This window comes from Bifidobacterium sp. LH_743 (assembly GCF_056355775.1).
In genome coordinates, this window is record NZ_JBKESZ010000001.1 from 475,657 (window position 1) to 500,288 (window position 24,632).

Here is a 24,632-nt window from a genome sequence, read left to right on the forward strand (position 1 = left end):
AACGTGCATGATGCTGATGGATGGTCCGGAACACAATATATAGAAAAGGTACATCGTGAAAACTTTCACTCCGAAGCCAGCTGATCTGACTCACGACTGGTACGTCATCGACGCCACCGACGTGGTGCTCGGCCGTCTCGCTTCCCAGGCAGCGATCCTGCTGCGTGGCAAGAACAAGCCGACCTACGCTCCGCACGCCGATTCCGGCAACCACGTGATCATTCTCAATGCCGACAAGATCGCTCTGACCGGCAACAAGTTGGGCAAGGAACTGTACATGCACTCCGGTCGTCCGGGTGGCCTGCGTCGCGATAGCTACGCTCAGCTGCTCAAGACCAACCCCGAGCGCATCATCAAGTCTGCCATCAAGGGCATGCTGCCGAAGAACCGTCTGGCCAAGGTTCAGCTGGATCGTCTCCACATCGTTCGCGGTGCCGAGCATCCGTACGCTGGCATGAAGCCGCAGGTTTTCGAGATCGCTCAGGTCTCGCAGCAGGCTAAGTGAACCGAAGGGAGATAAGAAACATGGCTGAAAACACCAACAACTCCGCGGTTCTCGAGACCGAAGAGGAGCTCACCTCGTACACCACCGAGACCAACGCTGGCGCTGGCACCGGTACTTCCACCATCGCTCCGGGCTACGGCACCGGTCGTCGTAAGGAAGCCGTCGCTCGTGTTCGCCTGGTTCCGGGCACCGGCAAGTGGACCATCAACGGCCGCACCCTGGAAGAGTACTTCCCGGCCAAGCTGCTGCAGCGTGAGGTCAACTCCCCGATCGTGCTGCTCAAGCTCGAAGGCAAGTTCGACGCTATCGTCCTCGTTGACGGTGGCGGCACCACCGGCCAGGCTGGCGCAATCCGCCTGGGCGTTGCCCGCGCTCTGAACGCCATCGATCGCGATGCGAACCGCGCCACCCTGAAGAAGGCTGGCTTCCTGACCCGCGACGCCCGCGTCGTGGAACGCAAGAAGGCTGGTCTGCACAAGGCACGCCGCGCTCCGCAGTTCTCGAAGCGCTAAAGCTTATCAAGCTTTACGAAACCCCTCGGAAACCATTTGGTCTCCGAGGGGTTTCCTCGTTTTTGTCCGTTTTGCCTCGTCGGCCGGGCCTACCGGCCGGACATATCGGCCGGGCATATCGGTCGGTAGGTCTCAGTTAGACATCTGCTTTAGCACGCTGATGCTCAAAGCCGGCAGCGTCCAGAGTGTGGGATCGTCCTCGGACAGTCCGTCATCCACGGATTTCAGATTGTCGGTATCCTCCTCCTTCAGACGCCAGTACATCGTGTTGAGCAGTTGCAGATGATTGCGGAACCGTCCGGCCGGCTTGTCGTCTGACTCTTCGTCAAATTCGGCCAGTTTCTCGATTCGTGTGCCCTGTCCGGGGTATTCGCCGGCGATTTCCGCCGAGGACCAGAGCATCTGCCATTCGATGTCGCTCGGCAGATGGAAACGGACGTTCTCGTCGGAGCCGTTGACCAGAATCAGCAGGCTTGGCTCGTCGGGGGAGAGCAGCTGCATGGCGAACGATCGGACGGACGGATTGGTCCAATCGGCATCGTGCGGGGCCTTGCCGTTCGGCATGAACCAGTGCACCCTGTCGGACTTCTTCAACAGGCCGATTCGGCTCAGGCGGGTGAAGAAATCCTCATGGTTGTACAGGTCGCGTGATTTCCGCAGGGCGATCAGTCTCGACGTGAGGTTGAACAGTCTGAGCTCCGTCGTCTGCTCGGTGCTGTATAGCCAATCCCAGTCAAGCCATGTGGTCTCGTTGTCCTGCGTGTAGGCGTTGTTGTTGCCGTCCTGGGAATTGCCGAATTCATCGCCGGCGAGCAGCATCGGGGTGCCCAGGGAAAGCAGCAGCGTGCCCAGCAGGTTCATGGTGGCACGTTCGCGTTGCTGCGTGATGATCGGATCGTCGCATGGGCCTTCGTGCCCGAAGTTGACGGAATGATTGTCGTTGCTGCCGTCCCGGTTGTTCTCGCCATTGGCTTCGTTGTGCTTGTGACTGTAACGGGTCAGATCGGCGGTGGTGAAACCGTCGTGGCAGGCCACGAAATTCACGGAAGCCGTCGATCCGCGTCCGGGATCCGTGGCGAACAGGTCGGCCGAGCCACACAGACGCGTGGCCAGCGACTGCATGGTCGACTCTCCGGGCTCGCCGCCGCGGGCGCGTTCCACATCCGTCAACCAGAATTTACGGGTGCAGTCACGGAAACGGTCGTTCCATTCCGCGAAGGGAATGCCGAATTGGCCGGTGCGCCAGCCTCCCGGTCCGCAGTCCCAAGGCTCCATGATCATTTTGAGGTTGCCGAGCAGCATGTCGGAACGCAGCGCGTACAGGAACGGGTGGTACCTGGTGAATTCGCCGTCGAGTCGTGCCAGCGTCGTCGCAAGGTCGAAGCGGAATCCGTCGATGCCGATTCGTTTGGCCCAGTATCGCAGCGAATCCACGGCGAACGTGGTGACGTGCGTATTGGTGAAATCCAGCGAATTGCCGCAACCCGTGGTGTCGTAGAGACGGCTGATCTCGTCTTTGGTACGCCGGTAGTAGGCGAGGTTGTCGAGGCCTCTCCAGCAGATTGTGGGGCCTTCGGGACCAGATTCGCAGGTGTGGTTGTAGACCACGTCCATGATTACTTCGAAACCGGCTTCGTGCATCGCGCGCACCATGTCGATGACTTCCTGCCGCACGGCCGCGGCGCCGGCTTCCTGTGCCTGCTTGGTGGCGTATGAGGGTTCGGGGGCGAAGTAGCCGAGGGTGGAATATCCCCAGTAGTTTGTGCGATTGCGTTCCTGCAGGAACAGTTCGGGCTGTTTGGCTTGGATGGGGAGAAGCTCGATGGACGTGACGCCAAGGTCCTGCAGATAGGAGAGCGTCGCCGGGTGGGCGAGGCCCGCGTAGGTGCCGCGGAGTTCCTTGGGGAGCCAGGGGGCGTTCGCCGTGAAGCCTTTCACGTGCAGTTCGTAGATGATGGTTTTGCTCCAGGCCACGTGCGGATGGGACGGCTCGCCAGCGTGCTTGTCGGTGGCGCGGTCGTCGATGGCCACGGAGACTGGCATGTGTCCAAGGGAATCGATGGTGCTCATCGGGCCGAACGGAGAACCAGACACCTTGCCGTTCTTGATTTCGCAGGCGTAGGCGAACGCACCCGGATCGAGCTCCATCTGGCCTTCGATGCCCTTGGCATAGGGGTCGAGCAGCAGTTTGTAGGGATTGAAGCTCACGCCATGGTTCGGGTCCCATGGCCCATTGACGCGGTATCCGTATTGCATGCCATCCCAGGCTTTGGGTACATGCACGTACCACAGGCCGTAATTCGGGCCATCCATGCGGAACAGCGTTTCCCTGAGGTTGAGTGACGGTATCCGTCTCGTGCAGATGCTGAGTTCCTTCGCCTGGTCGATGAAAGTGGCGTCTGGCTCATCGAACAGGCGGACGGCGTCGGCGTAGAAGACGCTGGGCTGGTCAAGCGGTTCGAGCACGCAGAACCATGCTTGTGTGGCGCTTTCGGAACGGACGACGGCGTCCGCTCCGCCATCGTCGGTGAAATACAGTCCGGGACGTGTGGCGTAGCGATGCAGGGGAGGATTCTTCATATCTACATTGTAGGTGCCGGAAGCCGTCAATCGTTCGACGTGCGGGGTGTGGCGCGGCGTGATACATGGGCGGGACGTCATTTTCTTGTTTTTGATTGGCGATTTCGGACTTTCGTCGCTGATGCATATCGACGAAAGCCTTGGAAACACGCGCGACACGCTTTATAAGACACTTTAAGAAAAGCAATTTGCAAAACTATTTAAAAAAGCGTATAGTGTGATTCATCACGCAGAGACTGCGGGAAACAAAATATCTTTCAGCGAGGAAGGAATTATCATGAAGGCTTTGGTTTTGACTGGCATCAAGCAGTTCGAGATTCAGGAACTGGCTACCCCTGAGATTCAGCCGAATGAAGTGCTGATCAACACCGCATACGCCGGCGTGTGCGGCACCGACCATGATCTGTATGCCGGACGTCCGGGTTCCGCACCGGCCGTTCCGCCGATTGTGCTCGGTCATGAGAACTCCGGCGTCGTCGCCGCCATTGGCTCCGAGGTCACCAATGTCAAGGTGGGCGACCGTGTGGCCGTCGATCCGAACATCTACTGCGGCCAGTGCGAGTACTGCCTGACCCAGCGTCCGGAGCTGTGCGACCATCTGAGCGCCGTCGGCGTCACCCGTGACGGCGGTCTGGCCGAGCAGTTCACCGCTCCAGCCACTGTCGTCTACAAGCTGCCGGACAATGTCTCCCTGCGCGACGCCGCCGCCATCGAACCGGTGTCCTGCGCCGTGCACGGCCTCGACCTGCTCAAGCTGCGCCCCTACCAGAAGGCTCTGGTCATCGGCGACGGCTTCATGGGGCAGATCTTCGCTCAGCTGCTGCAGGCCTATGGTGTGCACCAGGTGGATCTGGCCGGCATCTTCGACGAGAAGCTGCAGCGCAACAAGGAGCAGTTCGGTGTGACCGAGACCTTCAACACCACGAAGGAGCCGGTTCCGACGGACGCTTACGATGTCATCGTCGAAGCGGTCGGTCTGCCGGCCACCCAGGCCCAGGCGGTCGCCGCGGCCAAGAAGGGCGCGCAGGTGCTGATGTTCGGCGTCGGCCCGCAGGAGGCCCACTTCGAGATGAACACCTACGACATCTACAAGAAGCAGCTCACCATCCAGGGCTCCTTCATCAACCCGCTGACCTTCCGTGACGCCATCTCGCTGGTCTCCTCCGGCAAGATGAACATCGGCGGCCTTATCAGCCATGAGCTCAAGCTCGAAGAGGTCCAGGACTTCCTCGACGGCAAGATCACCGGCGTTTCCAAGGCTGTCGTCAAGGTCGGCAAGTGACGTCGCGGACGGTTCCGCGATCGTTTCGATGAAATCGTGGCCGCCGCGCGTTACCTCTCTTGCGGCGGCCATCGTTCAATTCGCATTGGGTGCCATGGCAGGGTGGCCACGGCACCCGTCCATTGAAGACCTATATTGGTTTGTATGTTTTCTCATAGTTGAGAAAGATAACGGGTAAGGATGCTCGCATGATTAAGCTTCTTGAACGGCTCGGCGTTCCGCGTACGCTGATGCTCGGCTTCCTCGCCGTCGCGATCTTCATGACCGGCGATGGTTTCGAACTGACGTTCCTGTCGAAATTCATGGTGGATCAGGGATTCACCTCCTCCCAGGCCTCGTTGCTGGTCACCGTATACGGCCTGTTCGCGGCGTTCGGCGGCTGGTCCGCCGGCGTGCTCGCGGAGATGTTCGGCGCGCGCAAGGTCATGATGTTCGGCGCATGCTGGTGGATCGGCGTGCATCTGCTGTTCCTTGGCGTGGCCATTCCAAGCCACATCTATCCGTTGATCCTGGGACTGTACGCCATCCGAGGCATCGGCTACCCGCTGTTCATCTACAGCTTCGTGGTGCTGATGGCGCAGTACATCTCCCCATCCAGACTCGCTTCGGCCACCGGCTTCTTCTGGACCTGCTTCTCGCTGGGCATCGGCGTGTTCGGCGCGTATCTGCCAAGCTTCATCATGCCTGTGTTCGGTGAATACAAGACGTTCTGGTTCGCATTGCCCTTCTCCATCATCGGTACGCTCATGTGCTTCTTCTTCGTACCGAAGAACAAGGTCGTCAAGGGCGAGGGGCTCAGCCGCAAGGAACAGCTCAAGGAGCTGACCGAAGGCGCCACCATCCTGTTCACCAACCGCAAGATCCTCATCTGTGCCATTATCCGCATCATCAACAACCTACTGCTGTACGGCTTCCCCGTCATCATGCCGTTGTACCTGTGCACCACGCATAACGGCGGCATCAACATCTTCAAGACCGAGGAATGGATGCGTATCTGGGGCTTCGTGTTCGTCGTCACCCTGATCTTCAACACCTTCTGGGGCTGGTTCATGGATCGCTTCGGCTGGGTGTGGCCGATGCGCTGGTTCGGCTGCGCGGTGCTCGCCGTCGGCTCGGTGGCGTTCTACTACATCCCGCAGTGGTTTGGCGCAAACGCACTGATGATGATCATCGCCTCCATCATCGTGGGCATCGGCACCTGTGCGTTCTCGTCGCTGCCGACCATCATGACGCTGTATGCGGGCGAAGGCAAGCAGGGTGCCGCGCTGTCGGCATACAACCTCGCCGCCGGCCTGACCACGTTCGCCGGCCCCGGCATCGCCACGATTCTGTTGCCGACCATTGGCTATGGCGGTGTGTGCTGGACCTACGCCGCGTTGTATGTCCTGGCGTTCGTGCTCACGCTGTTCATTCGTCCGAAGCAGCCCGGATTCGATGAGCATGGTCACCGCATTAAGTCGGTCAAGAAGGATGAGCAGCCGACCGATGCCGCGCGTCAGACGGGAGCGGACGCACCGTCTGCAGTAGGGTCGGCTGAAACGGCGCAATAAAATACCACAGACCGGCAAGTTCCGCGGTGTCTCGCCAAGTCCTGTACGCAATATATTCGCTAAGCTAAACCTCAACTAAACCCAACCACATGCAAAGGAGAATCATCATGAGCAAGCCCATGACCGCATTCACCACCGATTTCCAGCACTCCGGCATGGTCGCCAAGGACCTGGACGAGACCATCGAGTTCTATACCAAGAAGCTCGGCTTCGAGGTGGCGGGCATCTTCCATAACGGCGAGAACCGTTGCGCCTTCCTGCGCTACGGCCATCTGACCATCGAGACTTGGGAGGGTGAGCCTGCCCCGATGACCACCGGCGCCATCAACCACTGGGCGTTCGACACTCCGGATATCGAAGCCGCCTTCGAGAACGCCAAGGAGCTCGGACTGAAGTTCAAGGACACCGAGATCCAGCACATCGACAGCTTCTGGGATCATGGCATCCGTTACTTCAACGTGTACGGTCCCAATGGCGAGACCATCGAGTTCTGCCAGATCGTCTGAGACGACGGAACTACGACAGGGGCGTGTCCCGACTATCGAAGTCGGGACACGCCCCTGTCGTAGTTCATATACGCGGAACGCGTCAGATTTCCGTGTTGCAGATATCGGTCACGTAGGATTGCGCGAACCGCAATGCCGCGCCGATGATGTTCTGATCCTCCACGCACAGGCTCTTGCGCAGAACGAAATGCGTGTCGTGGAACGCGCTTTTCTCCTCGACCAGCGCCTTGAGATGGTCGATATCATCCGAATCGAGATATCGTGCCGCCTCGCCGCCGATGATGATGTCTCCGGCAAGCAGCGCGCGGACGTTGCTCACGGCCTGCGCCACATTGGCCAGCCAGCGATCGAAGCGCTGCCGATGGCCGTGCTCGCCCTGTCTGAGCACGCTGAAGAATCCGGATAGGCTTTCACCGTCCTCCAGCAGGGTCTCCGGCGAGCAGTAGGTGTCCATGCAGCCGTACTGGCCGCAATAGCATTTGTTTCCGCCGGGGACGAGCGTCATATGCTCGATGACGCCGTTGCGCAGATTGGGCCCCTGATATAGTTGGCCGTTGATGATCACCGCGCCGCCGGGACGCATTTCAAGGTATACGCAGACCGCATCGCTGAGCGCGTGGTCGAGCCAGAGCTCGGTCATGGCCGAAGCGTCGGAATCGTGGATCATGATGCTCGGATAGCGTACGTTCTGTGCGATGGTACCCAGTTTGACACCCGTGTTGCCCATGATGCTGCCGAAGCTGATGGTCGTTCCGTCGGCCGACACGATGCCTTGGATGGCGAACGCGACTCCCAGGATGCCGCTGCCGCCGCGTTCGATTTTCGCGGCGAAGTCGTTGATGACGCCGCCTATTTTCTGGTAGTACGCGTCGGTGTTGCGGTAGGGGAGCGCGGCGTGGTGCCGCGCGATGACATGACCGTGCAGGTCGATCGCGCACAGGTTCAGCCCGTTGGCTCGCATGGCCACGCCGATGGCCGCCTTGCACCGCGATTCGAACACGAAGGTCTGCGCCTTTCTGCCGCCGGTGGATTCCAATTGCTCGCCCTTGCCCACAAGGCCCTCCTGTTCGAGCGCGCGCAGGTTCTGGGTGATGGTCGGCAGGCTGAGGCCAAGTTCCCTTTCCAGGACCTGTTTGGTGGCTGGGCCATTCGTGTACAGGTATCTGGTCAGAGCTCGTTTGTTGAGCTCCTTCACGGCCATGGTGGGAACGGCTTTCATGTCTGCTCCTTAGCGGGTGTATGTTACTTCTGTCGATTATACCTTTACAAAAGTATTTTTATGAAGTGTGCTGTCATTCGCAAGAAAAGCAAAATACTTTAAAAAAAGCTCCTTAGAAAATAGCGAAAACGATGTTCGATAAGTGGACGTAAAGCGAACAAAACGCGTCAAAAAAGAGTTTTAGGCATGGGGAATGTTTGAAAAAATCGACAAAAATAACAAAAAAAGATAAGAAACGAACATGAATCACACGACACGACGAAGAATATGTAACGCCATTGTTCTCGAGTATATTGTGACTCAGGTCACAACATGATCAGCAACGTGCCGTCCGTCCCATGGACGGGCGGATATAACTGAAAAACCTTTGCAATTCCCCAAAGAATCGAGGAGGACTTCAAGTGGCAGACGCAAAGAAGAAGGAAGAGCCGGTCAAGCCGACTCCGGAAGAGAAGCTCGCCGCAGCCGAAGCTGAGGTCGACGCCCTGGTCAAGAAGGGTCTGAAGGCTCTTGACGAATTCGAAAAGCTCGACCAGAAGCAGGTCGACCACATCGTGGCCAAGGCTTCCGTCGCCGCTCTGAACAAGCACCTGGTGCTCGCCAAGATGGCCGTCGAGGAGACCCATCGTGGTCTGGTCGAGGACAAGGCCACCAAGAACATCTTCGCCTGCGAGCACGTCACCAACTATCTGGCCGGGCAGAAGACCGTCGGCATCATCCGTGAGGACGACGTGCTGGGCATCGACGAGATCGCCGAACCGGTCGGCGTCGTCGCCGGCGTGACCCCGGTCACCAACCCGACCTCCACCGCCATCTTCAAGTCCCTGATCGCGCTGAAGACCCGCTGCCCGATCATCTTCGGCTTCCACCCGGGCGCCCAGAACTGCTCCGTCGCGGCCGCCAAGATCGTACGCGATGCCGCCATCGAGGCGGGCGCTCCCGAGAACTGTATCCAGTGGATCGAGCATCCGTCCATCGAAGCGACCGGCGCGTTGATGAAGCATGATGGCATCGCCACCATCCTCGCCACCGGTGGTCCGGGCATGGTCAAGGCCGCGTACTCCTCCGGCAAGCCCGCTTTGGGTGTCGGCGCCGGCAACGCCCCGGCGTATGTCGACAAGAACGTCGATGTCGTGCGCGCCGCCAACGACCTGATCCTTTCCAAGCACTTCGATTACGGCATGATCTGCGCCACCGAGCAGGCCATCATCGCCGACAAGGACATCTACGATCCGCTCGTCAAGGAACTCAAGCGCCGCAAGGCCTACTTCGTGAACGACGAGGAGAAGGCCAAGCTCGAGCAGTACATGTTCGGCTGCACCGCCTATTCCGGACAGACCCCGAAGCTCAACTCCGTGGTGCCGGGCAAGTCCCCGCAGTACATCGCCAAGGCCGCCGGCTTCGAGATTCCGGAAGACGCCACCATCCTCGCCGCAGAGTGCAAGGAAGTCGGCGAGAACGAGCCGCTGACCATGGAGAAGCTCGCTCCGGTCCAGGCCGTGCTGAAGTCCGACAACAAGGAGCAGGGCTTCGAGATGTGCGAGGCCATGCTGAAGCATGGCGCCGGCCACACCGCCGCCATCCACACCAACAACCAGGATCTGGTCCGCGAATACGGCCAGCGCATGCACGCCTGCCGCATCATCTGGAACTCCCCGAGCTCCCTCGGCGGCGTGGGCGACATCTACAACGCCATCGCTCCGTCCCTGACCCTGGGCTGCGGCTCCTACGGCGGCAACTCCGTGTCCGGTAACGTCCAGGCAGTCAACCTTCTCAACATCAAGCGCATTGCTCGGAGGAACAACAACATGCAGTGGTTCAAGATTCCGGCCAAGACCTACTTCGAGCCGAACGCCATCAAGTACCTGCGCGACATGTACGGCATCGAAAAGGCCGTCATCGTGTGCGACAAGGTGATGGAGCAGCTTGGCATCGTCGACAAGATCATCGACCAGCTGCGCGCCCGTTCCAACCGCGTGACCTTCCGCATCATCGACTATGTCGAGCCGGAGCCGAGCGTCGAGACCGTCGAGCGCGGCGCCGCCATGATGCGTGACGAGTTCGAGCCGGACACCATCATCGCCGTCGGCGGTGGTTCCCCGATGGACGCCTCCAAGATCATGTGGCTGCTGTACGAGCACCCGGAGATCTCCTTCTCCGATGTGCGCGAGAAATTCTTCGATATCCGCAAGCGCGCATTCAAGATCCCGCCGCTGGGCAAGAAGGCCAAGCTGGTGTGCATCCCGACCTCCTCCGGCACCGGTTCCGAGGTCACGCCGTTCGCTGTGATCACCGATCACAAGACCGGCTACAAGTACCCGATCACCGATTACGCGCTGACCCCGTCCGTCGCCATCGTCGATCCGGTGCTGGCCCGCACCCAGCCGCGCAAGCTGGCCTCCGACGCCGGCTTCGATGCCCTGACCCACGCCTTCGAGGCCTATGTGTCCGTGTATGCCAACGACTTCACCGACGCCATGGCTCTGCATGCGGCCAAGCTGGTCTGGGACAATCTCGCCGAGTCCGTCAACGGCGAGCCGGGTGAGGAGAAGACCCGTGCCCAGGAGAAGATGCACAACGCCGCCACCATGGCCGGCATGGCATTCGGCTCCGCATTCCTCGGCATGTGCCACGGCATGGCCCACACCATCGGTGCGCTGTGCCACGTGGCCCACGGCCGCACCAACTCCATCCTGCTGCCGTACGTGATCCGCTACAACGGATCCGTTCCGGAGGAGCCGACCAGCTGGCCGAAGTACAACAAGTACATCGCTCCGGAGCGCTACCAGGAGATCGCCAAGAACCTTGGCGTCAACCCGGGCAAGACTCCTGAGGAAGGCGTCGAGAACCTGGCCAAGGCCGTTGAGGACTACCGCGACAACAAGCTCGGCATGAACAAGAGCTTCCAGGAGTGTGGTGTGGATGAGGACTACTACTGGTCCATCATCGACCAGATCGGCATGCGCGCCTACGAGGACCAATGCGCTCCGGCGAACCCGCGTATCCCTCAGATCGAGGATATGAAGGACATCGCCATCGCCGCCTATTACGGTGTCAGCCAGAAGGAAGGCCACCAGCTGCGCATTCAGCGCCAGGGCGAAGCCGCTACGGAGGAAGCCTCCGAGCGCGTCTGATTGCCGGATTGATGTGACACCTTATATATATAGGACATATATAAGGAACCATGAGAGGGAGCCCGACGGGAAACCGCTGGGCTTCCTCTCGTTTTTTCAAGATAGGGGAAGGTGTGACAGTGTCCTTGCCGCGTCTTTCCCGGAGCTTGTTTTGATGCGGACTGGGGCGATGCGGAGTGGTCGGCTCGCATGCGGACGATATGGCAGAAACCGTTGGAAAATGCGCGACACGCGCGGATTTCAGTTGTTCACCCCTGATGCTTAGATAAAGAAGTTGCCTGATTTTAGGGCTCGCAAATTGTAATTCAAAAAGCGAGCGTGGCACAGTGAATCACTCCGGTGATGAACTGCATGGCCGCGCACTGATGTGGTATGGCCACGGGACTCCACGGTCCCGGGGGTCTTTCTGCGCCGGTGCCCTTGGAAGCAGGCTGGTAAACAGTAACTAACGAATCGCTAGAAAGGGCGGAAGGCAATGGCGGGACAGAAAATCCGCATCAGGCTTAAGTCCTATGACCATGAGGTCATCGACCAATCGGCGAAGAAGATCGTCGAAACGGTGACGAACGCGGGTGCAACTGTGGTTGGCCCGGTTCCGCTCCCGACCGAGAAGAACGTGTTCGTCGTTATCCGTTCTCCTCACAAGTACAAGGATTCTCGCGAGCATTTCGAGATGCGTACTCATAAGCGTCTCATCGACATTGTGGACCCGACCCCGAAGGCCGTGGACTCCCTCATGCACATTGATCTGCCCGCAGACGTGAACATCGAGATCAAGCTGTAAGGGAGGAGGGAACCATTATGTCTAATCGCACTGCACTGCTGGGCAAGAAGCTCGGCATGTCTCAGGTCTGGGACGAGAACGGTTTCTTCGTTCCCGTGACCCTCGTTGACGTGTCCACCAACGTGGTGACCGCCGTCAAGTCCGAGGAATCCGACGGCTACAAGGCTGTTCAGCTTGGCTACGGCCAGGTTGACCCGACCAAGGTGACCAAGCCGCTTGCCGGCCACTTCGCCAAGGCTGGCGTCACCCCGCGTCGTCACCTCGCTGAGGTCCGCACCGATAACGCCGAAGAGTTCGAGCCGGGTCAGGAGCTGACCGCTGAGCTGTTCCCGGAGGGCACCCTGGTCGACGTGACCGGTACCACCAAGGGCAAGGGCTTCGCAGGCACCATCAAGCGTTGGGGCTTCAAGTCCTATCGTCGTACCCACGGCTCTCACAAGAACGAGCGTCGTCCTGGCTCTGTCGGCGCATGCGCCACTCCGAGCCGCATCCTCAAGGGCAAGCGTATGGCCGGCCGCATGGGTCATGTGACCAACACCGCGCTGAACCTCACCATCGTTTCGTCGGATGTTGAGAACGGCGTGCTGGCTATCAAGGGCGCCATTCCGGGCCCGAAGGGCAGCATCGTTCTCGTCCGTTCGGCAGTGAAGGGAGCCTGATAAATCATGGCAAACGTTACTCTGAACGTCACCGATAACCAGGGCAAGGCCACCGGCACCGTCGATGCGCCGGCTGAGATCTTCGGCTTCTCCGCCGAGGAAGTCCAGTCCCGCATCCCGCTGATCCACCAGGTCGTCATCGCCCAGCTCGCCGCTGCTCGTCAGGGCACCCACGCCACCAAGACCCGTGGCATGGTTTCCGGCGGTGGCCGCAAGCCGTGGAAGCAGAAGGGCACTGGTCGTGCTCGTCAGGGCTCCATCCGTGCACCGCAGTGGTACCACGGCGGCACCGTGTTCGGTCCGCAGCCGCGTGACTACTCCCAGCGCACCCCGAAGAAGATGAAGGTCGCTGCTCTCAAGTACGTGCTTTCCGATCGCGCCAATGCCGGTCATGTGGCCGTCGTGGACTTCGGTGTGTCCGAAGCCCCGTCCACCAAGACCGCAATCGCCGCGCTTACCCCGGTGACCGAGAACAAGTTCACCACCGTGGTGCTCTCTCGCGAGAATGTGAACGAATGGCTTTCCGTTCGTAACATCCCGACCGTTCACCCGATCTTCGCCGATCAGCTCAACACGTACGACGTGGTCACCGCTCAGTACGTGGTCTTCTCCAAGGAAGGCTTCGATGCCTTCATTGCCGCGAAGACCGAGCCGGCTGCAAAGGAGGCCTGATTTTCATGGTCGCTATTCACAAGCCCGCACACGACATCATCCTCAAGCCTGTCGTTTCTGAGAAGAGCTACGCTCTGTCCGATCGCGGTCAGTACACCTTCGTGGTGGCCCCGAACGCGAACAAGGTTCAGATCAAGCAGGCAATCGAAGAGATCTTCAATGTCAAGGTGACGAACGTCAACACCCTCAACCGCGCCGGCAAGCGTCAGCGCACCCGCAACGGTTTCGGCCAGCGTGTCAATCAGAAGCGCGCTATCGTGACCGTCGCCGAGGGCCAGACGATCGACATCTTCGGTAACTGAAGGCTAGCCGAGAAAAGTTAAAGGAAGAACTAGATTATGGCTATCCGCGTTTATAAGCCGACGACTGCAGGCCGCCGTAACGCGTCCGTCTCGGATTTCTCCGAGATCACGCGCTCCACGCCTGAGAAGTCGCTGGTTCGCAAGCTCAGCAAGACTGGCGGTCGTAACTCCTACGGCCGTATGACCTCCCGCCATCGCGGCGGCGGTCACAAGCGCCAGTACCGTCTCATCGACTTCAAGCGTTGGGACAAGGACGGCGTGCCGGCAAAGGTCGCTCACATCGAGTACGACCCGAATCGTTCCGCCCGCATCGCGCTGCTGCACTACGCAGACGGCGAGAAGCGCTACATCATCGCTCCGGAAGGCATCAAGCAGGGCGACGTCATCGAGACCGGCGCCCAGGCCGATATCAAGCCGGGCAACAACCTGCCGCTGCGCAACATCCCGACCGGTACCGTGGTGCACGCGATTGAGCTCCGCCCGCTGGGTGGCGCCAAGATCGCCCGCTCCGCCGGTGCTGCCGTGCAGCTCGTCGCCAAGGATGGCGCTTACGCCCAGCTGCGTATGCCGTCCGGCGAAATCCGCAACGTGGACGCCCGCTGCCGCGCGACCGTTGGTGAGGTCGGCAACTCCGATCACGCCAACATCCAGCTCGGCAAGGCAGGCCGCGCTCGTTGGATGGGCAAGCGCCCGATCACCCGTGGTGAGTCCATGAACCCTGTCGATCACCCGCACGGCGGTCGTACCCGCGGTGGCAAGCCGCCGGTTTCTCCGTGGGGCAAGGGCGAGGTTCGTACCCGCCGTCCGAAGAAGGCTTCGAACAAGATGATTGTTCGTCGTCGCCCGAATGGTAAGAACCGTAAGTAAGGGAGTGTCGAGTAGATGACTCGTAGCATCAAGAAGGGCCCCTTCGTCGACGCCCACCTGCAGAAGAAAGTCGACGAGCAGAACGAGAAGGGCACGCACAACGTCATCAAGACGTGGTCCCGCCGTTCGATGATCACCCCTGATTTCATCGGACACACCTTCGCCGTTCACGATGGCCGCAAGCATGTTCCGGTGTTCGTCACCGAATCCATGGTTGGCCACAAGCTCGGTGAGTTCGCCCCGACCAAGACCTTCAAGGGTCATGTGAAGGACGACAAGAAGGCACGCCGCTAAAGGAGAGTAAGGACACATGGAAGCTAAAGCAATCGCTCGTCACGTCCGCGTGACGCCGCGCAAGGCTCGCCGTATGGTCGACCTCATCCGAGGCAAGAAGGCGACCGAAGCCATCACCATTCTGAAGTTCGCTCCGCAGGACGCATCCCTTCCGGTGCGCAAGGTCCTGGAGAGCGCCATCGCGAACGCCCGCGTGAAGGCTGACAAGGCCGGCGAGCCGTTCCGCGAGAACGACCTGGTCGTGAAGGAGACCTATGTGGACGAAGGCGTGACGCTGAAGCGTTTCCGCGCTCGTGCACAGGGCCGTGCCGCTCGTATCAACAAGCGCACCAGCCACATCACGGTCGTCGTCGCTAACAAGGAAGGAAACCGCTAAAGATGGGTCAGAAGATCAATCCGTTTGGCTACCGCCTGGGAATCACTGAGAACCATCGTTCCAAGTGGTTCTCCGATTCCAACAAGGTCGGCGAACGCTACCGCGACTTCGTCCTCGAAGATGACGCCATCCGCAAGGCCATGAGCAAGGACCTCGAGCGTGCGGGCGTGTCCCGCATCGTCATCGAGCGTACCCGCGACCGCGTGCGTGTGGACATCCACACCGCTCGTCCGGGCATCGTCATCGGCCGCCGTGGAGCCGAGGCTGAGCGCGTCCGCGCGAAGCTCGAGAAGCTCACCGGCAAGCAGGTCCAGCTCAACATCTTCGAAGTGAAGAACGCCGCACTGGACGCCCAGCTCGTCGCCCAGGGCATCGCTGAGCAGCTGACCAACCGCGTGACCTTCCGTCGCGCGATGCGCAAGGCCCAGCAGGATGCCATGCGCGCAGGCGCCAAGGGCATCCGTATCAAGCTCTCCGGTCGTCTTGGCGGCGCCGAGATGAGCCGTTCCGAGTTCTATCGCGAGGGTCGCGTTCCGCTGCAGACCCTGCGCGCCCTCATTGATTACGGCTTCTTCGAGGCCAAGACCACTTACGGCCGCATCGGCGTGAAGGTCTGGATCTACAAGGGCGATATGACCGAGCGTGAGTTCGAAGAGCAGCAGGCACAGCAGAGCAACAACCGCCAGGGCCGTCGCGGCGATCGTCGTCCGCGTCGTGGCCAGCGCAACGCTGCTCCGCAGCAGAACGCTGCAGCGGAGGCTCCGGCCGCCGCCGAGGCACCTGCCGCAACGGAAACGAAGGAGTGAGCTGAGAAATGCTTATCCCAAAGAGAACCAAGTATCGTAAGCAGCACCGTCCGGTCCGCCGTGGCATGTCCAAGGGCGGCAACGAGATCGCTTTCGGCGATTTCGGTATCCAGGCTCTGGCTCCGGCTTATGTGACCAACCGTCAGATCGAGGCCGCTCGTATCGCCATGACCCGCTACATCAAGCGTGGTGGCCGCGTGTGGATCACGATCTTCCCGGATCGTCCGCTGACCAAGAAGCCGCTCGGCACCCGAATGGGTTCCGGTAAGGGTACTCCGGAATTCTGGATCGCCAACGTCCACCCTGGTCGCGTCATGTTCGAGATCGGTGGCGTGTCCGAGGATGTCGCTCGTGAGGCTCTGCGCCGCGCAATCGACAAACTCCCCATGAAGTGCCGTGTTATTGCTCGTGAAGGCGGTGACATCTGATGGCAGTCGGAACTGCAGACTACACCATGAAGAATCTGAACGAGAAGACCAATGAGGAGATTGAGGGCTTCCTCAAGAAGTCCAAGGAAGAGCTGTTCAACCTGCGCTTCCAGTCCGCAACCGGTCAGCTCGAAAACACCGCCCGCCTCAAGGCGGTCAAGCACGACATCGCCAGGATGTACACCGTCCTGCGCGAGCGTGAGCTCGGCATCAGCCAGGCCCCCGAGGCGACCGAAACGAAAGCTGAGGAGAAGTAATGGCTGAAGAGCGTAACTTCCGCAAGGTTCGTCGCGGTTACGTCGTGTCCGATAAGATGGACAAGACGATTTCCGTCGAGCTCGAGCAGCGTTCGACCCACCCGCTTTACGGCAAGGTTGTGCGCTCCACTCGTACGGTCAAGGTCCATGATGAACACAACGAGGCGCACGTTGGCGACCTCGTGAGTATTATGGAGACTCGGCCCCTGAGCAAGACCAAGCGTTGGCGTCTCGATACCATCATCGAGCGCGCTAAGTAAATAAGTTCGGCAAGGCTCCGTGAGTCACCCCGCCTGCTTCCAGCAGGCAGGCGGGGTGCTTGGGGAGAACCAGCTCGGCTAAGGAGAATCAATGATTCAGCAGGAAACGCGGCTTCATGTCGCCGACAACACGGGTGCGAAGGAACTCCTCGCCATCCGAGTGCTCGGCGGATCGAAGCGACGCTATGCCGGCATCGGTGACGTGATCGTCGCCTCCGTCAAGGACGCCATCCCTGGCGGGTCGGTCAAGAAGGGCGACGTCGTCAAGGCTGTCGTCGTCCGCACTGTCAAGGAGCACCGTCGTGTTGACGGCTCCTACATCAAGTTCGACGAGAACGCCGCCGTCATTCTCGGCTCCGGCCGTGACCCGAAGGGCACTCGTATTTTCGGACCGGTCGGTCGTGAACTGCGTGACAAGCGCTTCATGAAGATCGTGTCCCTCGCCCCGGAGGTGATCTGACATGGCAGCCAAGATCAAGAGCGGCGACCTGGTCAAGGTCATCCGCGGCAAGGACCGCGGCAAGGAAGGCACCGTCAAGAAGGTGCTCAAGGACGATCGTCTGATCGTCGAGGGCGTGCAGATCGTCAAGAAGCACGTCCGCGCCACGCAGCAGGGCCAGCAGGCCGGCATCGTGGCTGTTGAGGCTCCGATCCATCGCTCCAACGTGATGGTCATCGATCCGGAGACCAAGCAGCCGACCCGCGTGCGCATCGTCGAAAAGGAAGAGGCCCGTGACGGCAAGGTGAAGACCGTGCGCGTGCGTGTCGCCAAGAAGTCCGGAAAGGAGCTGGCATGACCGATACCACTGTCGAAGCGCCGGCAACTCCGCGCTTGAAGCAGAAGTACAACGAGCAGATCGTGCCGGAGCTGGAGAAGGAATTCCACTACTCCAACCCGATGCAGGTCGCTCGCGTCCAGAAGGTCGTCGTTTCCATGGGCGTCGGTGCCGCTGCTCGCGACTCCAAGCTCATCGAAGGCGCGGTCAAGGACCTCACCCTGATCACCGGCCAGAAGCCGAAGATCACCAAGGCCAAGAAGTCCGTCGCACAGTTCCATCTGCGTGAAGGCCAGGCCATCGGCGCATACGTCACCCTGCGCGGCGATCGTATGTGGGAGTTCCTGGACCGTCTGCTGACCATGGCTCTGCCGCGTATCCGCGATTTCCGCGGCATCAACGGCAAGCAGTTCGATGGTCAGGGCAACTACAACTTTGGCCTCACTGAGCAGTCCATGTTCCACGAGATCGATCCGGATTCGATCGATCACCAGCGCGGTATGGACATCACTGTGGTGACCAGCACCAAGGACGACAAGGAAGCAAGCGTGCTGCTGAAGCACCTCGGCTTCCCCTTCAAGGAGAACTGATATGGCAAAAACCGCTCTTAAGAACAAGGCGGCCGCTAAGCCGAAGTTCAAGGTGCGCGCTTACACGCGTTGCCAGGTCTGCGGTCGTCCCCACTCCGTCTACCGCAAGTTCGGCCTCTGCCGCATCTGCCTTCGTGAGAAGGCCCACCGCGGCGAGCTGCCCGGCGTTACGAAGTCCAGTTGGTAAATATCGACGCTGAAGGTCCGCGGCCCGATCGCCAATAAGGCGTGAGGGCGGCGGAAACCATGGCGAGAAAGGGCGTTAGCCCAAATGACAATGACAGATCCGATCGCAGACATGCTTACGCGTCTGCGTAATGCGAGCGCGGCAAAGCACGAGACCGTGGATATGCCGTACTCCAAGTTCAAGGCGAACATCGCCGAGATTCTGAAGCGTGAAGGCTACATCAAGGACTTCACCGCCAAGGAAGCCAAGGTCGGCCAGACTCTTGAGGTCACCCTCAAGTACGGCCCGAACGGCGAGCGTTCCATCCAGGGCATCAAGCGCATCTCCAAGCCGGGCCTGCGTCGCTACGCAAAGTCCGATGCTCTGCCGATGCCGCTCGGTGGTCTTGGCATCGCAATCATCTCGACTAGCTCGGGACTGCTGACCCAGAAGGAATGCCTCGATCGAGGCATCGGCGGCGAGATCGTCGCTTTCGTTTGGTGAGAAAGGAGAGCTGAAACATGGCATCGCATATTGGTAAGCTCCCCGTCACCATTCCGGCTGGCGTGGAAGTCAAGATCGACGGTCAGTCCTTCACCGCAAAGGGTGTTAAGGGCACTGATTCCTATGAGATTCCTGAGGGCATCACCGCTGTGGTCGAGGGCAATGAAGTCGTCCTCACCCCGGCCGATGACCTGCGTCCGACTAGGGCCAAGCACGGCCTGGCCCGTTCCATCGTGGCAGGCATGGTCAAGGGCGTGCACGAAGGCTACGCCAAGACTCTGGAGATCGTCGGTACCGGTTACCGCGCCCAGATGAAGGGCAAGGGCATCGAGTTCTCCCTCGGCTATTCCCACACCATCACCGTCGAGCCTCCGGCAGGCATCGAATTCGAGCTGCCGAACCCGAACCAGGTGATCGTCAAGGGCATCGACAAGCAGGCTGTTGGCCAGTGCGCCGCCAACATCCGCAAGCTTCGCGCTCCGGAACCCTATAAGGGCAAGGGCATCAAGTACGCGGATGAGCACATTCTGCGCAAGGCTGGAAAGGCTGGTAAGTAATGAGCATCCAGATTCTCGGTAAGGGCAAGAAGGTCGCGCTGAAGCGCCGCCACGCTCGTCTGCGCAAGCACATCAGCGGCACCCCGGAGCTTCCGCGTCTGGTGGTCACCCGCTCCAACCGTCACATGGTTGCCCAGATCATCGACGACACCAAGGGCGTCACCCTGGTGAGCGAATCCACTCTGACCAGCGATTTCGCTGGTTTCGAGGGCACCAAGACCGAAGCCGCAAAGAAGGTCGGCGAACTGATTGCCAAGAAGGCTCAGGACGCAGGCATCACCGCGGTCGTGTTCGATCGTGGCGGCAACAAGTATCATGGCCGCGTCGCAGCTGTCGCTGAAGGCGCCCGCGAGGGAGGTCTGGCACTGTGAGCGACAACGAAAAGGAAACCCAAGTGGCTGAAGAAACTCAGAACACTCAGGCTGCCGCTGAGTCCAACAACGAGGACCGCAAGTCCCGTCGTGGCCAGCGCGGTGAGGGTCGCCGTGGCGAGCGTCGCAACCGTCGTGAGGATTCTCACGAGAACGAGATGCTCGACCGCGTGGTGACCATCAACCGTGTGTCCAAGACCCATAAGGGTGGTCGTACGTTCAGCTTTGCCGCCCTCGTGGTGGTCGGCGACGGCAAGGGCACCGTTGGTGTCGGCTACGGCAAGTCCCGTGAGGTCCCGGCCGCAATCGCCAAGGGCCAGCTGGATGCCAAGAAGCACATGTTCACCGTGCCGCGCATCAAGGGTACCGTCACCCATCCGGTGATTGGTCATGACGCCGCTGGCACCGTGCTGCTGCGTCCGGCCGCTCCGGGCACCGGCGTTATCGCCGGCGGTGCGGTCCGCGCCGTCATGGAATGCGCTGGCATCACCGACGTCCTGACCAAGTCGATGGGCTCCGCCACCGCCGTCAACGTGGTGCGCGCTACCGTCGACGCTCTCAAGAAGCTCGAAGAGCCGGAGGAGATCGCCGCACGTCGTGGCATGTCCCTTGAAGAGGTGGCTCCGGACGCGCTGCTGCGTGCTCGTGCTGAAGGCATCGCCGAGGCCCGCAAGGCTCGTGAAGAGGCTCAGGCCAAGGCTGCTCAGAAGGACGGTGAGTGATGACTAACCTGAACATCAAGCTGCACCACGGTCTGGTGAATTCCACTCCGAAGCAGCGCGCTGCGGCTCAGACTCTGGGCCTGAACAAGATCGGCAAGACCGTGACTCGTGAGGACACCCCGGCCCTTCGTGGCCAGCTGCAGGTCCTCCGTCACCTGATCACCGTTGAGGAGGCTGACTGATTATGGCAGACATTCTGCAGATGCATGACCTGAAGCCGGCTCCGGGCGCCAAGAAGGACCGCATTCGCGTCGGTCGTGGTGAAGGCTCCAAGGGTAAGACCTCGGGCCGTGGCGACAAGGGCACCAAGAAGCGTTACCAGGTCCGCCCGGGCTTCGAAGGTGGCCAGCTGCCGCTGTACATGCGCCTTCCGAAGCTGCGTGGCTTCAAGAGCCCGTTCAAGAAGGAATACCAGGTCGTCAACGTGGCCTCCCTCGCGGAACTGTTCCCGCAGGGTGGAGAGATCACCGTGGCCGATCTGGTCGCCAAGGGCGCCGTCCGCGGTGGCTATCCGGTCAAGGTCCTGGGCGACGGCGAGGTTTCGGCCGCCTACACCATCAAGGGTGTCAAGGCTTCCGCTTCCGCCAAGTCCAAGATCGAAGCTGCTGGTGGTTCCGTTTCCGAGGACTGATTCCAGGAAACGTAGCTGACTAAAGCTCGAAAACAAATGAGGCTTCCCCGCTTATGCGAGGGAGCCTCATTCGTTTTCTCAATAGAGAATCCACGCGGAGGAAAACCGCGTGAAGAATGCAAAATCGGACAAATACTGGAGAAATAGGGCGTATCGGTAGACGCCATACGCTAAACTCGGCTTTTAGAGTCTGTTTTTGCACGTGTGCGCAGGTGCGCACGACGATGGAAGGAATCCCAGGTGAGGACGTTAATCCAGGCCTTGAAGACCAAGGAGTTGAGGAACAAGATCCTCTTCACTCTTGGCATCATCATCATTTATCGTATCGGTTCGTTCATTCCGACCCCTGGCGTCGACTATACCGTCGTCCAGCAGTGCGTCGGCAAGATGAACAACACCTCCGAGAACTTCATTGGCTTGGTGAACCTCTTCTCCGGTGGCGCAATGCTGCAGCTGTCGATCTTCGCGCTGGGCGTCATGCCGTACATCACCGCGTCCATCGTCATCCAGCTGCTCCGTGTGGTCATCCCGCGTTTCGAGATGCTGCACAAGGAAGGACAGTCGGGCGAGGCCAAGCTGACCCAGTACACCCGTTATCTGACCATCGGCCTTGCCGTGCTGCAGTCCACCACCATTCTGGTGACCGCACGCTCCGGCGCGCTGTTCAACTACCAGTGCTCCCAGGTCGTCCCTGACGGCTCCGTCTGGAACCTTATCGTCATGGTGCTGATCATGACCGGCGGCACCGGCCTTATCATGTGGATGGCCGAATTGATCACCGATAAGGGACTTGGCCAGGGTATGTCCATCCTTATCTTCATGTCCATCTGCTCCGGCTTCCTCCCGCAGTTGTGGGAGATCGGTTGGGGAACCAACGGCACCGACGGCAATTGGGGCAAGTTCGCCGCGGTCGTCGGCGTGCTTCTGGTCATCATGATCCTCGTCATCTACGTCGAGCTGTCCCAGCGTCGTATCCCGGTGCAGTACACCCGCCGTATGATCGGCCGCAAGATGTATGGCGGCTCCTCCACCTATCTGCCGCTGAAGATCAACATGAGCGGCGTCATCCCGCCCATCTTCGCATCCTCCATTCTGGCTGTGCCGACTCTGATCGCGCAGTTCGGCAATTCCGACCAGTCCTGGGTCAAGTGGATCAACAGCAATCTGGCCAACACCACATCCGTGTGGTACATCGTCCTGTACGCGTTGATGATCGTGTTCTTCTGCTTCTTCTACACCGAGATCACCTTCAACCCAGATGAGACCGCCGACAACATGAAGCAGTACGGTGGATTCATTCCAGGCATTCGTGCCGGTAGTGCCACCAGCAACTACTTGAGCTATGTGATGAACCGTCTGAACACGGTCGGCGCGGTCTACCTGCTGTTCGTGGCACTCATCCCGACGGTGCTCATCATGGCTCTGAACCTGAACACCAAGCTGCCGTTCGGTGGCACCACCATCCTGATCATCGCAGGCGTCGGCCTCGACACCCTGCGTCAGGCCAAGGCCCAGACCGAACAGTTCCAGTACGCCGGTTTCCTGTTCGAGGACACCGACCACAAGGAAGGCAAGTAACCACTTGATCGTGATACCGTCCCGGCAATGGGGCGGTATCACGATTTTTTGTAACCAACCGATTATCCGAATGTCCTTCACGGACCAAGCGAAACGGAGAGAAACAACATGCGACTGCTGATCATGGGACCGCAAGGCGTTGGCAAGGGTACCCAGGCCGCCCTGCTGAGCAAGCATTACGGGATTCCTGCCATCTCCACGGGAGACATCTTCCGTTACAACATCAAGAACAAGACCGAGCTGGGCGTCGAGGCGCTCAAGTACATCGACAAGGGCGAACTCGTTCCGGACGAGCTCACCAACAAGATCGTCAAGGACCGTCTGGCCATGGACGATGCCAAGAACGGCTGGATCCTTGATGGATATCCACGCAATGCCTCCCAGGTGGAAGCTCTGGACGCCATTCTGGACGAGCTGGGAACCCCGCTTGACGCAGTGGTCGCCCTTGATGCGGACCATGACGTGCTTATGGAGCGCATGAAGAAGCGTGCTGAGATCGAAGGCCGCTCCGACGATACTCCGGAGGCCATCGCCAAGCGTCTTGACGTGTACGCCAAGGAAACTGCGCCGCTGCTGGACATCTATCGTCAGCGCAGACTGCTCAAGACCTTCGACGGTGTCGGCGCTGTGGACGAGATCCAGGCCACCATCGTGGCCGAGCTTGGCTGAAAGCAAAAACAAGCAGAATAACATATTTTCAACGAAAGCGGGAATCGCGACACGCCGAACGTGTCCTGGTTCCCGCTTTCGTGTACTCTTACAAGTTGGCGTGTCTTCGGGCACGCGTAGTAATCGCCAAAGAACGGAACGAGGCTCATGGCTAAAGACGGTGTGATTGAAGTCGAAGGACAGGTGGTGGAGGCACTGCCGAACGCGATGTTTCGTGTCGAACTCGAGAACAAGCATATCGTGCTCGCAACCATCTCGGGCAAGATGAGGAAGAACTACATCCGCATTCTGCCGCAGGATCGTGTTGTGTTGGAAATGAGCCCATACGATCTGAACCGCGGCCGTATTACGTACCGTTACAAGTAAGGTACACAAGCAAAGGAAAACCATGAAGGTCAGCCCTAGTGTGAAGAGGATCTGCGAGAACTGCCGCGTGATCCGTCGTCACGGCCGCGTCATGGTGATCTGCGTCAACCCGCGCCATAAGCAGCGCCAGGGCTGAGAGCAGATCCAGCGGCACAAATAAAGTACAGGCGCTGAGTCACAGCTCGTGAGAACGAGATGAACCCCGGGTACGCAGGCCCGGGCCGGGAAACCGGACGACTCGGTGCAAGACCTGCGGAAAACAGAAGGAATCGCAATGGCACGTCTTGCCGGAGTCGACATCCCCAATGAGAAGCGCATCGAGATCGCCCTCACCTACATCTTTGGTGTGGGTCGCACTCGCGCTAAGGAAACGCTTGCCGCGACCGGTATCAACCCGGATACTCGCGTCAAGGATCTGACGGATGAGCAGCTGATCACGCTGCGTGATTACCTCGAAGGCAATTACAAGATCGAGGGCGATCTGCGTCGTGAAATCGATGCGGACATCCGTCGTAAGATTCAGATCAACTGCTATCAAGGCCAGCGTCACCGTAAGGGACTTCCTGTGCGCGGTCAGCGCACCAAGACCAATGCTCGTACCCGCAAGGGCCCGAAGCGCACGGTCGCCGGAAAGAAGAAGGCCACCAAGTAATCGGTGGTTGGCAGTCCGGGCCACGGGACGTGAGTTCCATCGTCTGGACATCAAAGC

Annotated in this window: 34 protein-coding genes; 32 read left to right on the forward strand and 2 right to left on the reverse strand. The window is 59.8% G+C overall.

The window, feature by feature from the left end; translation table 11 throughout:
• Nucleotides 1–55: 55 nt before the first annotated feature.
• Nucleotides 56–505: a 50S ribosomal protein L13 gene (gene rplM / locus AC1ATL_RS01935; RefSeq protein WP_204441774.1), complete on the forward strand. Its 450-nt coding sequence runs from the start codon at nucleotides 56–58 to the stop codon at nucleotides 503–505.
• A gap of 20 nt (nucleotides 506–525) precedes the next feature.
• Entirely contained in the window at nucleotides 526–1,017 is a 492-nt protein-coding gene (gene rpsI, locus AC1ATL_RS01940; protein ID WP_026646515.1) for a 30S ribosomal protein S9, read from the forward strand.
• A 132-nt stretch (nucleotides 1,018–1,149) separates the two neighbouring features.
• Here the strand turns inward: rpsI and glgX are convergent, their stop codons facing one another.
• Nucleotides 1,150–3,597, reverse strand: a complete 2,448-nt coding sequence (gene glgX, locus AC1ATL_RS01945; RefSeq protein WP_476568051.1) for a glycogen debranching protein GlgX — start codon at nucleotides 3,595–3,597, stop codon at nucleotides 1,150–1,152.
• A gap of 277 nt (nucleotides 3,598–3,874) precedes the next feature.
• Here glgX and AC1ATL_RS01950 point away from each other — a divergent pair, with 277 nt between their 5' ends.
• From AC1ATL_RS01950 to AC1ATL_RS01960, 3 genes are all read left to right on the forward strand, one after another.
• Nucleotides 3,875–4,879, forward strand: a complete 1,005-nt coding sequence (locus AC1ATL_RS01950) for a zinc-dependent alcohol dehydrogenase family protein (RefSeq protein WP_281775109.1) — start codon at nucleotides 3,875–3,877, stop codon at nucleotides 4,877–4,879.
• Between the two features lie 188 nt (nucleotides 4,880–5,067).
• The gene (locus tag AC1ATL_RS01955; protein WP_446476326.1) at nucleotides 5,068–6,429 is read left to right on the forward strand and encodes an MFS transporter; all 1,362 of its coding nucleotides are present in this window, start codon (nucleotides 5,068–5,070) and stop codon (nucleotides 6,427–6,429) included.
• Between the two features lie 107 nt (nucleotides 6,430–6,536).
• Nucleotides 6,537–6,935, forward strand: coding sequence for a VOC family protein (locus AC1ATL_RS01960; protein WP_446476327.1), 399 nt, complete (start codon nucleotides 6,537–6,539; stop codon nucleotides 6,933–6,935).
• Nucleotides 6,936–7,017: 82 nt separating this feature from the next.
• Here AC1ATL_RS01960 and AC1ATL_RS01965 read toward each other — a convergent pair whose 3' ends face one another.
• Complete coding sequence (locus AC1ATL_RS01965) at nucleotides 7,018–8,154, reverse strand: ROK family transcriptional regulator (protein ID WP_446476328.1); 1,137 nt, start codon at nucleotides 8,152–8,154, stop codon at nucleotides 7,018–7,020.
• A gap of 401 nt (nucleotides 8,155–8,555) precedes the next feature.
• Here AC1ATL_RS01965 and adhE point away from each other — a divergent pair, with 401 nt between their 5' ends.
• From adhE to rpsM, 27 genes are all read left to right on the forward strand, one after another.
• Nucleotides 8,556–11,288, forward strand: coding sequence for a bifunctional acetaldehyde-CoA/alcohol dehydrogenase (adhE, locus tag AC1ATL_RS01970; protein ID WP_446476329.1), 2,733 nt, complete (start codon nucleotides 8,556–8,558; stop codon nucleotides 11,286–11,288).
• 475 nt (nucleotides 11,289–11,763) lie between these two features.
• Nucleotides 11,764–12,072, forward strand: coding sequence for a 30S ribosomal protein S10 (rpsJ, locus tag AC1ATL_RS01975; protein ID WP_003808013.1), 309 nt, complete (start codon nucleotides 11,764–11,766; stop codon nucleotides 12,070–12,072).
• Between the two features lie 17 nt (nucleotides 12,073–12,089).
• Nucleotides 12,090–12,731, forward strand: coding sequence for a 50S ribosomal protein L3 (gene rplC / locus AC1ATL_RS01980; protein ID WP_003808016.1), 642 nt, complete (start codon nucleotides 12,090–12,092; stop codon nucleotides 12,729–12,731).
• Nucleotides 12,732–12,737: 6 nt separating this feature from the next.
• On the forward strand, nucleotides 12,738–13,403 hold the full coding sequence (gene rplD, locus AC1ATL_RS01985) for a 50S ribosomal protein L4 (protein ID WP_446476334.1): 666 nt from the start codon (nucleotides 12,738–12,740) through the stop codon (nucleotides 13,401–13,403).
• A gap of 5 nt (nucleotides 13,404–13,408) precedes the next feature.
• Nucleotides 13,409–13,705, forward strand: a complete 297-nt coding sequence (rplW, locus tag AC1ATL_RS01990; RefSeq protein WP_003808021.1) for a 50S ribosomal protein L23 — start codon at nucleotides 13,409–13,411, stop codon at nucleotides 13,703–13,705.
• Nucleotides 13,706–13,741: 36 nt separating this feature from the next.
• Nucleotides 13,742–14,572 (forward strand): 50S ribosomal protein L2, encoded by an 831-nt coding sequence (rplB, locus tag AC1ATL_RS01995; RefSeq protein ID WP_204441770.1) that lies wholly within the window; start codon nucleotides 13,742–13,744, stop codon nucleotides 14,570–14,572.
• A 15-nt stretch (nucleotides 14,573–14,587) separates the two neighbouring features.
• Nucleotides 14,588–14,866, forward strand: coding sequence for a 30S ribosomal protein S19 (rpsS, locus tag AC1ATL_RS02000; RefSeq protein WP_003808025.1), 279 nt, complete (start codon nucleotides 14,588–14,590; stop codon nucleotides 14,864–14,866).
• Nucleotides 14,867–14,882: 16 nt separating this feature from the next.
• Entirely contained in the window at nucleotides 14,883–15,242 is a 360-nt protein-coding gene (rplV, locus tag AC1ATL_RS02005) for a 50S ribosomal protein L22 (RefSeq protein WP_003808026.1), read from the forward strand.
• A gap of 2 nt (nucleotides 15,243–15,244) precedes the next feature.
• Entirely contained in the window at nucleotides 15,245–16,048 is an 804-nt protein-coding gene (gene rpsC / locus AC1ATL_RS02010; RefSeq protein WP_026646506.1) for a 30S ribosomal protein S3, read from the forward strand.
• Between the two features lie 8 nt (nucleotides 16,049–16,056).
• Nucleotides 16,057–16,476, forward strand: a complete 420-nt coding sequence (rplP, locus tag AC1ATL_RS02015; RefSeq protein ID WP_003835996.1) for a 50S ribosomal protein L16 — start codon at nucleotides 16,057–16,059, stop codon at nucleotides 16,474–16,476.
• On the forward strand, nucleotides 16,476–16,733 hold the full coding sequence (rpmC, locus tag AC1ATL_RS02020; RefSeq protein ID WP_003835994.1) for a 50S ribosomal protein L29: 258 nt from the start codon (nucleotides 16,476–16,478) through the stop codon (nucleotides 16,731–16,733). The genes rplP and rpmC overlap by 1 nt, the downstream gene beginning before the upstream one ends.
• Nucleotides 16,733–16,993, forward strand: coding sequence for a 30S ribosomal protein S17 (gene rpsQ / locus AC1ATL_RS02025; RefSeq protein ID WP_026646505.1), 261 nt, complete (start codon nucleotides 16,733–16,735; stop codon nucleotides 16,991–16,993). Before rpmC ends, rpsQ begins: the two co-directional genes overlap by 1 nt.
• 91 nt (nucleotides 16,994–17,084) lie before the next feature.
• On the forward strand, nucleotides 17,085–17,453 hold the full coding sequence (rplN, locus tag AC1ATL_RS02030) for a 50S ribosomal protein L14 (RefSeq protein WP_026646504.1): 369 nt from the start codon (nucleotides 17,085–17,087) through the stop codon (nucleotides 17,451–17,453).
• A gap of 1 nt (nucleotide 17,454) precedes the next feature.
• Nucleotides 17,455–17,790: a 50S ribosomal protein L24 gene (gene rplX / locus AC1ATL_RS02035; RefSeq protein WP_026646503.1), complete on the forward strand. Its 336-nt coding sequence runs from the start codon at nucleotides 17,455–17,457 to the stop codon at nucleotides 17,788–17,790.
• On the forward strand, nucleotides 17,787–18,359 hold the full coding sequence (rplE, locus tag AC1ATL_RS02040; protein WP_026646502.1) for a 50S ribosomal protein L5: 573 nt from the start codon (nucleotides 17,787–17,789) through the stop codon (nucleotides 18,357–18,359). Before rplX ends, rplE begins: the two co-directional genes overlap by 4 nt.
• Nucleotide 18,360: 1 nt before the next feature.
• Nucleotides 18,361–18,546 (forward strand): type Z 30S ribosomal protein S14, encoded by a 186-nt coding sequence (locus tag AC1ATL_RS02045; RefSeq protein ID WP_003808046.1) that lies wholly within the window; start codon nucleotides 18,361–18,363, stop codon nucleotides 18,544–18,546.
• 84 nt (nucleotides 18,547–18,630) lie between these two features.
• Nucleotides 18,631–19,029 (forward strand): 30S ribosomal protein S8, encoded by a 399-nt coding sequence (rpsH, locus tag AC1ATL_RS02050; protein ID WP_003808048.1) that lies wholly within the window; start codon nucleotides 18,631–18,633, stop codon nucleotides 19,027–19,029.
• A 17-nt stretch (nucleotides 19,030–19,046) separates the two neighbouring features.
• On the forward strand, nucleotides 19,047–19,586 hold the full coding sequence (gene rplF / locus AC1ATL_RS02055) for a 50S ribosomal protein L6 (protein WP_026646501.1): 540 nt from the start codon (nucleotides 19,047–19,049) through the stop codon (nucleotides 19,584–19,586).
• The gene (rplR, locus tag AC1ATL_RS02060) at nucleotides 19,586–19,957 is read left to right on the forward strand and encodes a 50S ribosomal protein L18 (RefSeq protein ID WP_476568062.1); all 372 of its coding nucleotides are present in this window, start codon (nucleotides 19,586–19,588) and stop codon (nucleotides 19,955–19,957) included. Before rplF ends, rplR begins: the two co-directional genes overlap by 1 nt.
• Nucleotides 19,954–20,679 carry a 30S ribosomal protein S5 gene (gene rpsE / locus AC1ATL_RS02065; protein ID WP_432623072.1) on the forward strand — a complete coding sequence of 242 codons (726 nt, stop codon included), beginning with the start codon at nucleotides 19,954–19,956 and terminating at the stop codon, nucleotides 20,677–20,679. Before rplR ends, rpsE begins: the two co-directional genes overlap by 4 nt.
• Nucleotides 20,676–20,861, forward strand: a complete 186-nt coding sequence (gene rpmD / locus AC1ATL_RS02070; protein ID WP_011742827.1) for a 50S ribosomal protein L30 — start codon at nucleotides 20,676–20,678, stop codon at nucleotides 20,859–20,861. Before rpsE ends, rpmD begins: the two co-directional genes overlap by 4 nt.
• Nucleotides 20,862–20,863: 2 nt before the next feature.
• The gene (gene rplO / locus AC1ATL_RS02075; protein ID WP_432623069.1) at nucleotides 20,864–21,310 is read left to right on the forward strand and encodes a 50S ribosomal protein L15; all 447 of its coding nucleotides are present in this window, start codon (nucleotides 20,864–20,866) and stop codon (nucleotides 21,308–21,310) included.
• Nucleotides 21,311–21,550: 240 nt separating this feature from the next.
• On the forward strand, nucleotides 21,551–22,888 hold the full coding sequence (gene secY, locus AC1ATL_RS02080; protein ID WP_476568065.1) for a preprotein translocase subunit SecY: 1,338 nt from the start codon (nucleotides 21,551–21,553) through the stop codon (nucleotides 22,886–22,888).
• A 108-nt stretch (nucleotides 22,889–22,996) separates the two neighbouring features.
• A complete protein-coding gene (locus AC1ATL_RS02085) occupies nucleotides 22,997–23,557 on the forward strand; it encodes an adenylate kinase (RefSeq protein WP_476568067.1) in 561 nt (186 codons plus the stop codon).
• 147 nt (nucleotides 23,558–23,704) lie between these two features.
• Complete coding sequence (infA, locus tag AC1ATL_RS02090; RefSeq protein WP_003808114.1) at nucleotides 23,705–23,923, forward strand: translation initiation factor IF-1; 219 nt, start codon at nucleotides 23,705–23,707, stop codon at nucleotides 23,921–23,923.
• 22 nt (nucleotides 23,924–23,945) lie between these two features.
• On the forward strand, nucleotides 23,946–24,059 hold the full coding sequence (gene rpmJ, locus AC1ATL_RS02095; protein ID WP_003808136.1) for a 50S ribosomal protein L36: 114 nt from the start codon (nucleotides 23,946–23,948) through the stop codon (nucleotides 24,057–24,059).
• A gap of 138 nt (nucleotides 24,060–24,197) precedes the next feature.
• Nucleotides 24,198–24,575, forward strand: a complete 378-nt coding sequence (gene rpsM, locus AC1ATL_RS02100) for a 30S ribosomal protein S13 (RefSeq protein ID WP_026641530.1) — start codon at nucleotides 24,198–24,200, stop codon at nucleotides 24,573–24,575.
• Nucleotides 24,576–24,632 lie beyond the last annotated feature (57 nt).